10 protein-coding genes are annotated in these 13,217 nt (G+C 65.1%); 6 read left to right on the forward strand and 4 right to left on the reverse strand.

What is annotated here, in order from left to right:
* Nucleotides 1-96: 96 nt before the first annotated feature.
* Nucleotides 97-1,038 (reverse strand): LysR substrate-binding domain-containing protein, encoded by a 942-nt coding sequence (locus B0B01_RS08225; RefSeq protein ID WP_076649405.1) that lies wholly within the window; start codon nucleotides 1,036-1,038, stop codon nucleotides 97-99.
* Nucleotides 1,039-1,219: 181 nt separating this feature from the next.
* Between B0B01_RS08225 and B0B01_RS08230 the strand changes: the two genes are divergently transcribed.
* On the forward strand, nucleotides 1,220-3,589 hold the full coding sequence (locus B0B01_RS08230; RefSeq protein ID WP_076649407.1) for a DUF1989 domain-containing protein: 2,370 nt from the start codon (nucleotides 1,220-1,222) through the stop codon (nucleotides 3,587-3,589).
* A 90-nt stretch (nucleotides 3,590-3,679) separates the two neighbouring features.
* Here B0B01_RS08230 and thrS read toward each other — a convergent pair whose 3' ends face one another.
* Nucleotides 3,680-5,644, reverse strand: a complete 1,965-nt coding sequence (gene thrS / locus B0B01_RS08235) for a threonine--tRNA ligase (RefSeq protein WP_076649409.1) — start codon at nucleotides 5,642-5,644, stop codon at nucleotides 3,680-3,682.
* A gap of 159 nt (nucleotides 5,645-5,803) precedes the next feature.
* Here thrS and B0B01_RS08240 point away from each other — a divergent pair, with 159 nt between their 5' ends.
* The gene (locus B0B01_RS08240) at nucleotides 5,804-6,556 is read left to right on the forward strand and encodes an alpha/beta fold hydrolase (protein ID WP_076649411.1); all 753 of its coding nucleotides are present in this window, start codon (nucleotides 5,804-5,806) and stop codon (nucleotides 6,554-6,556) included.
* 99 nt (nucleotides 6,557-6,655) lie between these two features.
* The gene (locus tag B0B01_RS08245; protein ID WP_076649414.1) at nucleotides 6,656-7,366 is read left to right on the forward strand and encodes an alpha/beta fold hydrolase; all 711 of its coding nucleotides are present in this window, start codon (nucleotides 6,656-6,658) and stop codon (nucleotides 7,364-7,366) included.
* Nucleotides 7,367-7,422: 56 nt separating this feature from the next.
* On the opposite strand, the gene phaZ is transcribed toward B0B01_RS08245, so the two are convergent.
* Nucleotides 7,423-8,706: a polyhydroxyalkanoate depolymerase gene (phaZ, locus tag B0B01_RS08250; RefSeq protein WP_076649415.1), complete on the reverse strand. Its 1,284-nt coding sequence runs from the start codon at nucleotides 8,704-8,706 to the stop codon at nucleotides 7,423-7,425.
* A gap of 109 nt (nucleotides 8,707-8,815) precedes the next feature.
* Here phaZ and phaC point away from each other — a divergent pair, with 109 nt between their 5' ends.
* From phaC to phaR, 3 genes are all read left to right on the forward strand, one after another.
* Nucleotides 8,816-10,639 carry a class I poly(R)-hydroxyalkanoic acid synthase gene (gene phaC, locus B0B01_RS08255; RefSeq protein ID WP_076649417.1) on the forward strand — a complete coding sequence of 608 codons (1,824 nt, stop codon included), beginning with the start codon at nucleotides 8,816-8,818 and terminating at the stop codon, nucleotides 10,637-10,639.
* Nucleotides 10,640-10,767: 128 nt separating this feature from the next.
* Entirely contained in the window at nucleotides 10,768-11,214 is a 447-nt protein-coding gene (locus B0B01_RS08260; protein ID WP_076649419.1) for a phasin, PhaP, read from the forward strand.
* Nucleotides 11,215-11,355: 141 nt separating this feature from the next.
* Nucleotides 11,356-11,907, forward strand: a complete 552-nt coding sequence (gene phaR / locus B0B01_RS08265) for a polyhydroxyalkanoate synthesis repressor PhaR (RefSeq protein ID WP_076649421.1) — start codon at nucleotides 11,356-11,358, stop codon at nucleotides 11,905-11,907.
* Nucleotides 11,908-11,937: 30 nt separating this feature from the next.
* Here phaR and B0B01_RS08270 read toward each other — a convergent pair whose 3' ends face one another.
* A complete protein-coding gene (locus B0B01_RS08270) occupies nucleotides 11,938-13,152 on the reverse strand; it encodes a DegT/DnrJ/EryC1/StrS family aminotransferase (RefSeq protein WP_076649423.1) in 1,215 nt (404 codons plus the stop codon).
* Nucleotides 13,153-13,217: the final 65 nt, after the last annotated feature.

The following is a 13,217-nucleotide window of genomic DNA, read 5'->3' on the forward strand; positions in this document are numbered from 1 at the left end:
TTTGCGACACGAAGATGCGCGGATTCAATGAACTGTTAATCTTCGGATCGGACAAACCTATCATCGAATCCGACATGAATGCATTTTTGTCGTGTTTCAGCGGGGCGGCGCCGCCAGTCCGGCCAGCCAGTCCCGCACCACGCGCCGTTCGTCGAAATCCTCGGAAGCGGTTGCGCAGAGCAGATGATAGCCCTGTTCCGTGCACACTTCACGCTCTCCCAGCGGGCGCAGAAGCGCGCCGCTGTCAATGTAGGGATCGACCAGATGCGCCCAGCCGAGCGCGACGCCGAGCCCGTCCACAGCCGCTTGGATCGCCAGTGGATAGGTGTTGAACGCGGCCGCATGTGCGGGGTCGGCGCCCGGCGCCCCGACCGCCTGGAGCCAGGTGCTCCAGGTCATCCATTCTGAATGGGCCGAGGTGACGCCGATCAGATCCTGCCGCGCCAGCCCCTCGACGCATTCTGCCTCCGGGTGAGCGGCCAGATAGACAGGGGAGCAGACGGGGAACACCGTTTCACCGAAAAGCTGACGGCTGGCAAAGCCCGGCCACTCGCCGCTTCCGCGCAGGATCGCGAGATCGACCGAATCGGAGAGGCATTCCTCGTCGTTGTCGGATGCGACCAGCAGGATCCGGATCTGCGGATTGATGCGCCGGAAGGCCTGCAGGCGCGGCATGAGCCAGAGCACCGCGACCGAATTGGTGGCCGCCAGCGTGACCGGGCGCGGGCGCCCTTCCGAGGCGATCCGGCGCGACGCTTCGCGCAGGCGGCGCAGCGCCGGCTTGATGTCGGCAAGGAAACGCTGCCCCTGCGGGGTCAGCCGCACCGAGCGCGATCCACGCAGGAACAGGGCCGTGCCGTGGTGCTGTTCGAGCAGGCGGACCTTGCGGCTGATGGCGGTTTCGCTGAGGTGGAGCCGCTCGGACGCGCGGGCAAAGCTTTCCTCCTCGGCCGCGGCCTCGAAGGCGAGCAGGTAATCGAGCGGCGGCAAGGACGGCCTGCCCCCGCTCTTCCGTTTCGCGTCCTGCCGGTCGGTCATGCCAGTCCTCTGATCGTTGCTGCGAGCCATCCCGAATGACCTCGGAAAGCGCAGGCTCAGCCTATCAAAAAAATATTCGGAAGAAAGCGCAACCGGTGGCAGGATGGGATGAGGGTCGGGGTTTGCAGGACTTCCTGCAGCACCGGCCATGAAACGCAAGCCATGTCACGAAGGGGGCATCATGGGTATGGAAGCAATCCTTCCGCGCGCAACCGAACGGGGCGGGGTGGTAACGCCCGGCCTGCCGGTTCTGCCGCCGGGTGTCGAACGCCACCCCGTGCCGGGGGGCGGCAGCCGGGCCGTGCAGATCACGGCGGGCGACGTGCTCACGCTGCAGGATCGCGAGGGGCTGCAACCGGTCGAACTCGTGTTCTTCGCCCCGGACGGGCGGTCCGATGCGGCGATGATCGGTGCCGCGGGCGGGCATGACCCGGTCGGGCTGAAACGGGCGCTGACCGCGGATGCCTCGGGCGCGCGGGTGCGCCATGCGCTCGATGTGGCGGGGTTCGACCTCGGGCGGGCCGACGGGATCCTGCTGTTCGGCGAGGGATCGCGCGCGGGCGAACACGCGAGCCTGACCGCGGCCAGCGACGGGCTTTTGCTGGTCTGCGCCCCCGGCGGCCCGATGGAGCCGCAGGAGCACTGGGCCCCGACCGAGATCGTGCTTTACATCCGCCGCAGCCGTCCCGCCAACGAGACGACCCTGCTGGAGCCGCCGCCGCCGCTGGCCGATCCGCTGCACGACATCAACGTCCAGCCGGGCGAGGCCCACAGCTACGAGGTGCGCAAGGGCCAGTATATCCAGGTGCTTGATGTGCAGGGGCGCGAATGTTCGGATTTCCAGGCGTTTTCGGCGCGCGCGCTGGAGAAGGGGCTGGAACGCGACATCGACCCGACCACGACGCGCACGCTGATGGGGCAGGCCTATCCGATGCCGGGGATGCGGTCGAAATACTATACCGTCGATCAGGAACCGCTGGTCGAGGTGGTGCGCGATACGGTCGGGCGCCACGACACGTTCGGGCTGGCCTGTACCGCGCGTTACTATGCCGACATGGGTTATCCGGGGCATGTGAACTGTTCGGACAACATCAACCTGCGGATGGCGCAATACGGCGTGCGTCCGCGCGCGGGCTGGCCGGCGGTCAATCTGTTCTTCAACACCATGCTGGACGATCACAACGCGATCACCAGCGACGAGCCCTGGTCGCGGCCGGGCGATTATGTATTGATGCGCGCCCTGACCGATCTGGTCTGCGTGACCACCGCCTGCCCGAGCGATATCGACCCGGCGAACGGCTGGAATCCGACCGATATCCAGGTGCGCACCTACAGCGATGACAACAGGTTCAGCCACTGGACGGGCTGGCGCAAGACCCCCGAGGGAGACATGGAAGAAACGAAAAAGACCGGGTTCCACGACTGTTTCGCGCGCCATACGCGGGATTTCGTCGAATATCAGGGCTATTGGCTCCCCAACGAGATGACCGCCCACGGCGCCATCGCCGAATATTGGGCGGCGCGGGAAAAGGCGGTGATCATGGATCTGTCGCCGCTGCGCAAATACGAGGTGACGGGCCCGGATGCCGAGGCGCTTTTGCAGCATTGCGTGACCCGCGACATGAGCAAGCTGCCGGCCGGTGCCGTGGCCTATACGGCGATGTGTTACGAACATGGCGGCATGATCGACGACGGCACGGTGTTCCGGCTGGACGAGAACAATTTCCGCTGGATCGGCGGCAGCGACCAGTCGGGGCTCTGGCTGCGCCGTCAGGCGGAGGAACGCGGGCTGAACGCCTGGGTGCGTTCCTCGACCGATCATCACTGCAACGTGGCGGTGCAGGGGCGGCTGTCGCGTGACATTCTCGCGCCGCTGATCTGGACCCCGCCCGCGCGCCCCACGGTCGAGGAACTCGGCTGTTTCCGCCTCACGGTCGGGCGCATCGGCGATCAATACGGCGCACCGGTGGTGGTGAGCCGCACCGGATATTCGGGCGAACTCGGCTACGAGGTGTTCTGCCATCCCCGCGATGCCGAGGCCGTGTTCGACGCGATCTGGGCGGCCGGCGAGCCCAGGGGGATGATCCCGTTCGGGCTCAAGGCGCTCGACATGCTGCGGATCGAGGCGGGGCTGGTCTTTGCCGGATCGGAATTCGACGACCAGACCGATCCGCTGGAGGCGGGGATCGGCTTTACCGTGCCGCTCAAGTCGAAGACCGACGACTTCATCGGTCGTGCGGCGCTCGAGCGGCGCAAGGCCCATCCGCAGAAAAAGCTGGTCGGCCTCGATATCGAGGGCGGCGTGGTGCCGGGCCATGGCGATTGCGTCCATGTCGGCAAGCCGCAGATCGGTGTCATCACTTCGGCGATGAAGTCCCCGTTCCTCGGCAAGGTGATCGCGCTCGCGCGGCTCGACGTGGCCCATGCGGATATCGGCACCGAGGTCGAGGTGGGGCTGCTCGACGGTGACCAGAAGCGCCTGAAGGCGCGCGTCGTGCCGTTCCCGCATTTCGACCCGAAGCGCGAGCGGGTGAACGGGAACTATGCCTGAACCGGAACCGCGGGACGGGCCATCCTGACAGGAAAGCCCCGGGACATTCCCGGGGCTTTGCTATTTCGGAGATCGCGTTTCAGGCCGGGGTCAACCGGTGCGGGATTCGCCGCGCAGATCGGGCGGGGTGGCCTCCTGCGCAAGCATCTTTACCACCTCGTCCAGCGGCAGCACCTGGCTTTGCTTTTCGCCGAGACGGCGCAGCGAGACGCTGCGTGCCTCGACCTCGCGGTGCCCGACGGCAAGGATCGCCGGCACCTTGGCCAGGGAATGTTCGCGCACCTTGTAATTGATCTTTTCGTTGCGCGCGTCAGCCTCGGCGCGGATCCCGGCCCGGCGCAGCGCGGTCACGGCCTCCTGCACGTATTCGTCCGAATCCGACGTGATCGAGGCCACCACCACCTGCCGCGGCGCCAGCCAGAACGGCAGTTTCCCGGCGCTGTTCTCGATCAATATGCCGAGGAAACGCTCGAAACTGCCAAGAATCGCGCGGTGCAGCATGACCGGGCGGTGCTTGGCGCCGTCGGCGCCGATATAGGTCGCGTCGAGCCGCTCGGGCAGCACGAAATCGGCCTGGAACGTGCCGAGCTGCCATTCGCGCCCGATCGCATCGGTCAGCTTGAAATCGAGCTTGGGTCCGTAGAATGCGCCTTCGCCGGGGTCGAGTTCGAAATCGTCCGTCACCGTGCGGATCGCGGCCTCAAGCGCCGCCTCGGCCCGGTCCCATGTCTCGTCCGAGCCGGCGCGCACATCGGGACGGGTGGAGAACCGGATGTCGAACCGCTCGAAGCCGAGATCGCGATAGACTTCGGACAGCATGGCGATGAAACCCGCGGTTTCGTCCCGGATCTGATCCTCGGTACAGAAGATATGCGCATCGTCCTGGGTAAAGCCCCGCACCCGCATGAGGCCATGCAGCGAGCCCGAGGGCTCGTACCGGTTGCAGGCGCCGAATTCGGCCATGCGCAGCGGCAGGTCGCGATAGGATTTGATCCCCTGATTGTAGATCTGCACATGGCAGGGGCAGTTCATGGGCTTGAGCGCATTGATCGCCTTTTCGCGGGCATGTTCTTCGTCCACCTCGACGATGAACATGTTTTCCTGGTATTTCTCCCAGTGGCCCGATGCCTCCCAGAGCCGGCGGGCCACCACCTGGGGCGTGTTCACCTCGACGTAGCCGTGGGCGCGCTGCTTGCGGCGCATGTAATCCTGCAGCGTGGTGTAGATGGTCCAGCCGTCCGGGTGCCAGAATACCTGTCCCGGCGCCTCGTCCTGAAGGTGGAACAGGTCCATCTCGCGCCCGAGCTTGCGGTGATCGCGTTTTGCGGCCTCTTCAAGCATGTGAAGATGGGCCTTCAGCCGCTCGCGGTTGAGGAAGCCGACGCCATAGATGCGCTGCAGCATGGGGCGGGCCGAGTCACCGCGCCAGTAGGCGCCGGCGATGCTCATCAGCTTGAAGGCATCGCCCGGCACCTGCCCGGTGTGCTGGAGATGCGGGCCGCGGCAGAGATCCTGCCAGTCGCCGTGCCAGTACATGCGGATCGGCTGCCCCTCGGGGATCGCCTCGACCAGTTCGACCTTGTAGGGCTCGCCGCTCTCGCGATAGTGGGAAAGCGCGCGGTCGCGGTCCCAGACCTCGGTGCGCACCGGATCGCTCTTGGCGATGATCTCGCGCATCCGCGCCTCGATCCGGCCCAGATCTTCGGGGGTGAAGGGCTCGGCACGGTCGAAATCGTAATACCAGCCGTTCTCGATCACCGGCCCGATGGTGACTTTCGTCTCGGGCCAGAGTTCCTGCACCGCCCGGGCCATGATATGCGCAAGATCGTGGCGCACGAGCTCATTCGCGGCGGCCTCGTCCTTCATCGTGTTGATGGTGATGGCCCCGCTTTCGGTGATCGGCCATTGCAGATCCCAGTGCTGCCCGTCGAGGGTGGCGCTGATCGCCTTTTTCGCCAGCGATTTCGACAGGTCGGCAGCGATTGCCGCCGCGGTCACGCCGCTGTCATATGCGCGTGAATTGCCATCGGGAAAGGTAAGGGAGATCTGGCTCATGGCAGGATCCTCGTCGGTCTGGCGCCCACGGAACGCCCGGTTGCGGGTTGTCGGGGCATCTCTGAACGCGCCGTCCATGGCTGTCAAGGCGCGGTTGTGCCGGCTGCACGCCCCGTGCATGATCGCGCCAACCGGAAGCAGGCGGCAGGAGGGGCCGGAGTGAGCGAACCATCCCACATCACCACGCGGCAGGGGCGGCGCATCGCCTATCACGCGACCCCCGGGCAGGGGCCCATGGTCGTGTTCCTTGGCGGGCTCAAATCCGACATGGAGGGGACCAAGGCGCTGCATCTCGAATCCTGGGCGCGTGAGCGGGGCCGGGCGTTCCTGCGGTTCGACTATTCGGGCCACGGCCAGAGCGGCGGGCGGTTCGAGGACGGCTGCATCGGCGACTGGGCCGAAGACACGCGCGAGGTGGTGGAGCGGCTGACAAGCGGGCCGCTGGTGGTGGTCGGATCGTCCATGGGGGGCTGGCAGGCGCTGCTGCTTGCCCGTGCATGCCCCGGCCGCATCGCCGGCATGGTCACCATCGCGGCCGCGCCCGATTTCACTGAAGACGGCTGGTGGGCCGGGCTCGACGAGGCCGGGCGGGCGGTGCTCATGCAGCGCGGACAGGTCGAACTCCCCTCCGACTACATGGAGCCCTACATCGTCACCCGCCGCATGATCGAGGACGGGCGCGAAAATCTGGTGTTGCGCAGCCCGCTCGCGCTGCCCTTTCCGGTGCGCTGCCTGCAGGGCACGGCCGACGAGGCGGTGAGCCGCGATACCGCGCTGCGCCTGCTCGACCATGCCGATTGCCCGGATATGCGGCTTGCTCTGGTCAAGGGGACCGATCACCGTTTTTCCGATCCGGCCTGCCTGCGCATGATCGAAACCGCCATCGAGGAGGTCTCGGCACCCGGTGCCTGACACCGGCATGGCTGAATCGCGCTGAACCCGGCCGGGCCGGCGTTGACAGTCCGGCGCGAGACGCCATGTTGCGCTCATAGGCAAGAGGCAGGCCCGAACATGAGAGAATCCGTGGTGTTCATCCCGGGCATGATGTGCGATGCGCGGCTGTTTGGGCCGCAGATCGAAGTGTTGTCGCGCGAACGCGTGGTGGCGGTGGCGCCGGCCACCCAGGGCGAGCGGATCGAGGAAATCGCCAGCCAGATGCTCGACCAGTTGCCGGCGCGGTTTGCGCTTGTGGGGCACGGGCTGGGCGGAATGGTGGCGATGGAGCTGCTGCGCCGCTCTCCGGCGCGGATCACGCGGCTTTGCCTCATGGCGACCGACGCGCAGGCCGAAACGCCGGAAAAGGCCGCCGCGCGCGAGCCGCTGATGGTTGGAATCCGGGCCGGGCGGCTCGAGGATGTGCTGAAGGACATGATGCCGCCGGAGCGGTTCGCGCCCGGCCCCGAACGTCTGCTGGTGCGCGATCGCCTGCTGAGCATGGCGCGCGACCAGGGCACCGAGGTCTTTCTGCGCCAGAGCCGTGCCCTGCAGCGGCGCCGCGATCAGCAGGTCGCGCTGGGGAAGGCGACGGTTCCGACGCTGATCCTCTGCGGCGAGCATGACGAGACGATGCCGCGCAGGCACCACGAGTTTCTGGCGGAACTCATGCCGAGCGCGACCCTGCGCATCATCGCGGGGGCCGGCCATTATCCGACGCTGGAACAGCCGGGCCCGACCAATGAGGCCCTTCGGGAGTGGCTGGCCCGCCGTCACCCGGCGCGCTGACCGGTCCCGGCGCCGGGGACCGCATCCCGGGGCGGCGGCGGAACCCGCGCCGGGTTTCAGGCCACGGCGATCTTGTGCACGGGAGCCTTGCGGCTTGCGCTGCGCGGCGAACCGCTGCCGTTGCGGTCGATGAAATCGAGCACCAGGGGGCGGATGTTGTCGCGCCACGAGCGGCCGGCGAAAATGCCGTAATGGCCGGCGCCGGGTTCGACATGGCTGGCCTTCATGTTGTCCGGCAGTCCGGTGCAGAGATCGAGCGCGGCAATGCACTGGCCGGGTGCCGAGATGTCGTCATTGGCCCCCTCGACCGACTTGACCGCGACGCTGGTGATCTGGCCGATGTCCACCTGCTCGCCGTTCACGGTAAACACGTTGCGCGCCACTTCGCGGTTCTTGAACAGCCGCTCGACCGTGGAAAGGTAGAATTCGGCCGGCATGTCCATGACGGCGAGATATTCGTCGTAGAAGCGGTTGTGCGCGTCGTGATCGGATGCCTCGTGGCGGGCCACCCGGGTGATCTGATCGACAAAGGCCTGGCTGTGCCGGTCCACGTTCATCGAGATGAACGAGCTTAGCTGCAACAGCCCCGGGTAAACCGGCCGGCCGACTCCGGCGTATTTGAACCCGACCCGCTGCACCATCATCGCCTCGAGCTGCCCCATGGTGACGCGGCGGCCGAAATCGGTGACCTCGGTCGGGGTTGCGTCCGGATCGACCGGCCCGCCGATCAGGGTGAGCGTGCGCGGCTGGGCCTCGGGCTCGCGTTCGGCCAGATAGGCGGTCGCGGCAAGGGTGAGCGGGGCAGGCTGGCAGATCGCGATCACATGGCTGTCGGGCCCCATCTCGCGGATGAAATCCACGAGGTAGAGGGTATAATCCTCGACGTCGAACTTGCCGGCCGAAACCGGGATGTCGCGGGCATTGTGCCAGTCGGTGACATAGACTTCGCAATCGACCAGCAGCGATTTCACCGTGCTGCGCAGCAGCGTCGCGTAATGCCCCGACATGGGTGCGACCAGCAGCACCTTGCGCGGACGCTCCGCCCGGCCGGAGATATTGAAATGGATGAGATTGCCGAAGGGTTTCTCCAGCACCGTCTCGATCTTGACCAGATGATCGCGGCCGCGTTCGGTAAAGGTGCGGATGCCCCAGTCGGGCTTGGTGATCATGCGTTCGAAACTGCGTTCGGTGACTTCGCCCCAGGCCGCCATCCAGCTGAGCGCGGGGTTCGGTATCATCGAAAAGATCGGATATGACGCGAGCGCCTGCGCCGAAGCACCCATCCATTGATTGGTGTTGCGGGCTGCCTCCATCATGTCGTAGGCTACCATATAGCGCAAATTCGGGTCTCCTTCATGTGTCCGAGCGGGTCGGACCCTCGTTGCCTTAGCTCGCGCAGCGGGTGGCGATCGTTCCGCGACCACACGAGATTAGGGAGGAAAGTGCATAATGACAACTGCCGAGGATGGCGCCGCCCCCCTTGACGAAGCGCAAATGCAACGCTTGACCGAGAATCTCTCGCGTGTCGAAGGACTGTCGCGCCGCCTGGTCGAGGTGATGAGCGCAAAGACCCATCATCATCCGGGCCTGGACGCGCCCGACCAGCAGTTGTTCACCCGCGCCGCCACCGCCTGGTGGTCGGAAATGATGCAGAATCCGGCCCAGATCTGGGAAAAGCAGATCGAATACTGGAGCGAGTCGGTCAGGCATTTCGCCGAGCTTCAGCGCGCCCTTGTCAGCGGGCAGTTGGCCATGCCCGACGAGGCGGCCGCAGGGGACAACGACGACCCCTCCGACCGGCGGTTTTCCAATCCGCTCTGGGATACGCATCCCTATTTCAACATGATCAAGCGGCAGTATCTGACCAATGCGCGGGCGATTCAGGAGGCGGTCGAACAGATCGAGGAACTGGACCCGACCGACCGGCGCCGGCTTGGCTATTTCGCAGATCAGATCATCGACATGATGGCGCCGACCAATTTTCTGGCCACCAACCCGGATGCGCTGGAACGCGCGGTGGCGACGGACGGCGAGTCGCTGATCAGCGGGCTCGAGAATCTCGTGGCCGACCTCGAGGCCAATGACGGGGAACTGGTGGTGCGGCTCGCCGATGAAAGCGCCTTCGAGCTTGGCGGCAACGTGGCGACGAGCCCCGGCGACGTGGTGTTCCGCAATCACATGATGGAACTGATCCAGTACAAGCCCGCCACCGAAACGGTGCACGAGACGCCGCTGCTGATCTTTCCGCCCTGGATCAACAAGTTCTACATTCTCGATCTCAAGGCCCAGAACAGCCTGATCCGGTGGATCACCGAACAGGGGCATACGCTGTTCGTGGTGAGCTGGATCAACCCCGATGCGAGCTATGGCGATGTCGGGCTCGAGAATTACATCGAGGACGGTTACCTGACGGCGCTGCGCGAGGTGAAGGCGATCTGCGACGTCGATCGTGTCAACGTGATCGGCTATTGCATCGGCGGCACCACGCTTGCGCTTACGCTGTCCCTGCTCAAGCAGCGTGGCGACACCTCGATCCGGTCGGCGACCTTCTTTACCACGCTGACGGATTTCACCGAGCATGGCGAATTCACGCCGTTCCTTACCAATGATTTCGTCGATGCGATCGAGGCGGAATCCGAGAAACGCGGGATCCTGCGCTCCTATATCCTGTCGCGCACCTTCAGCTTCCTGCGCTCGCGCGACCTGATCTATACGCCGGCGGTGCGCAGTTACATGCTGGGCGAGACGCCGCCCGCCTTTGACCTGCTTTACTGGAACGGGGACGGCACCAACCTGCCGGGCCGGATGGCGGTGCAGTATCTGCGCGCGCTCTGCCAGCGCAACGAATTCGCAAGGGACGGCTACGATCTTCTCGGGCACCGGCTGCATGTGAGCGACGTGGATGTGCCGCTTTGTGCCGTCGCCTGCGAAAGCGACCACATCGCCGCCTGGAAGGACAGCTACCGGGGCGTGCAGATGATGGGGGCGAAGGACAAGACCTTCATCGTATCGCAGTCGGGCCATATCGCCGGCATCGTCAACCCGCCGACCAAGAAGAAATACGGCCACTACACCAAGGCCGACCTTACGCCCGCGGCGGATGACTGGTTCAAGGCGGCGCGGTTCTACAACGGATCCTGGTGGCCGCGCTGGGGAAAGTGGCTGGCGAAACACGCCGGCCGGCAGATTCCGGCGCGGGAAACGGGTGATTCGAAGCACCCGAGACTGGCGCCGGCACCGGGAACCTATGTGCGCGTCCGCGCAAGCAGCTGAAATTCCTGACATTTCGAAAAATTTCTGCATTGCAGCAAAAAATCCTTGAATTGCTGCGATGCAGCGTGCATATTGTCGGCAGAAGGCAAGACCCCGCTAACCAGAGCCGCAACCAGAGGATTATGACAATGAGCAAGACCCAGGATTTCACCGCCGTCATGAAAGACATGATGGGTGCGTTCCCCGTCGACACCAGCGCCATGGACGACGTGTTCAAGTCGACCGCCAGCCTGAACGAAAAGCTTTCGAACGTGGCGATCGAGGCCGCCGGCAAGTCGGCTGAAATCTCGAACAAGTGGACCAAGGACACGCTGGCCAAGCTCGGCGAGATGTCCCGGGCCAAGACCGAGCCGGCCGACTACGCCAAGGCCATGACCGATTTCGCCTCCGCATCGGCCGAAGTCGCCGCCGAGAACCTCGCCGCCTTTGCCGAAGTCGCCAAGAAAGTTCAGATGGACACCATCGAACTGGTGATGTCCGCCGGCAAGGAAATGAGCGCCGACGCGACCGCCGCCATGAAGAAGGCCGCGACCGACGCGACCACCGCAGCCAAGAAAGCGGTTCCCGCGAAATAAGGAACAGCAGCCGAAATCCTATTCCTCCCCCCATGGATTTCCGGCGCTGGGATGGGCAGGCTTGAACGAGCCTGCCCTTTTCTTTTGCGAAACGCTCGCCTAGAGTTTTCGGGATGCACCATGCGGGGGGAGGAATACCCTATGGCGGAGACGGACAAGCCGTTGCTGATCAAGCGCTACGCGAGCCGCCGACTTTATAACACCGAGACCAGCGATTACGTGACGCTCGACGACATCGCCGGTTTCATACGCGCCGGGCGCGAGGTGCAGATCGTCGATCTGAAATCGGGCGATGATCTTACCCGGCAATATCTGCTGCAGATCATTGCCGAACACGAGAGTCGCGGCGAAAATGTCCTGCCGATCAACGTCCTGAACGATCTGGTGCGCAGCTATATGCTCCCCGGCGGGGGCATGATGCCCCAGTTCCTGCAAAGCTCTTTCGAGATGCTGCGCGAGAACCAGGCCAAGATGGTCGAGAGCATGAACGCCATGAACCCGATGACCAAGATGCCCGGTTTCGAGGCGGTGAAGGCGCAGCAGGAGGCGTTCCTGAAGGCCATGACCGGCGGATTCGTTTCCGGCAACTGGAATCAGGACCGGGACGAAGAGGACTCCGAGAGCGACGACAGCCTGGCCGAGATCCGCCGCCAGTTGGCCGAGCTTCAGAAAAAGCTTTCGCGCCTGGACTAGACACCGGCTGCCGCAGGGCGGGGCGCAGGATCAGCCCTGCACTGTGCCGGATTCTCGGGTGGCCTCATCCATGGCGGCAAGCAGGGCGCCGGCGATCGCGTCGATTTCGGCCGTGCTGCGCCAGACCGGCAGGCGCAGGTCGCAGGCGCGCATCAGCATCGCCCGCGTGCGGGGCAGCTCCGGCAGTTCGGACAGGAACTTCCAGTTCCAGAAAACCCGCGCATTATCGGTGCCGGCGCCGAAAATTCCGACCTCGATCCCCCGGGACCGCGCCGCGGCGACAAAGCCCGATGCCGTGGCGTCATCCAGGCCGACAAGGTTGAACTGGATCGAATCGGGGGCGCGCCGTTCGGGGCCAAGCGCGGCCGGAATGCTGAAATGCCGGTTCGTCCGCAGCCGCGCGGCCAGCCGGTCGTGGTTGGCCAGGCCCATGCGCACGCGATGCGGCACTTCGGCAAGCTGGGGCCGGATCACCGCCGCGGAAAGATTGCTCATGCGGACGTTGGAAAGCGGCAGGCGATTCTGCCAGCGCAGAAAGGCCCGCTCCAGATCCTGGCTGTTGTCGTCGCGCGGACTGCGGTGCTGTTCCCAGTTACGCTCATAGGCACCCGACATGATGACCGCCCGGGCCAGAAGATCGGCATCATCGGTGACCAGCATCCCGCCCTCGCCGGCGTTCACCATCTTGTAGGACTGGAACGAAAAGCAGCCGATCCGGCCGATCGTGCCGATATTGCGCTGTCCCCACCGTGTGCCCAGAGAGTGCGCGGCATCCTCGACCACCGGGAGGGCGCGGGCGTCGCAAAGCGCCATGATCGCATCCATATCGCTGGTGTGGCCCCGCATATGGCTGACGATGACCGCCTGCACACCGTCGAGCCGCGCCTCGAAATCCGCCAGGTCGATGCGGTAATCCTCGCCCGTTTCGCAAAGCACCGGCACGCAGCCGGCATTCACCACCGCCGAGGGAACGGCGGAAAAGGTAAATCCCGGGATCAGAACCCGCGCTCCCGGCGGCAGGTCGAGCGCCCGCAGCGAAAGGAACAGCGCCGCCGAGCATGACGACAGGGCGAGCGCATGGCGGCTGCCGATCAGGTCCGCGAATTCGCGTTCGAGCAAGGCCACCGGCGCGTCGCGGCTGTCCCGGTAACGGAACAGGTCGCCCGTCCGCAGCAGCTCGTCGATCGCATCGCGAGCGCCCGGAGGGATCGGCTCCGCATCATGGGTCTGGGAGGGTGATGACATGTCGCGTGCCCGTTGGTGCAAGCTTTTGCAACTGATAGAACAATGCCTTCCAGGTTCCAAGAACA

The sequence above is a fragment of the Pontibaca methylaminivorans genome, assembly GCF_900156525.1.
GTDB lineage: Bacteria > Pseudomonadota > Alphaproteobacteria > Rhodobacterales > Rhodobacteraceae > Pontibaca > Pontibaca methylaminivorans.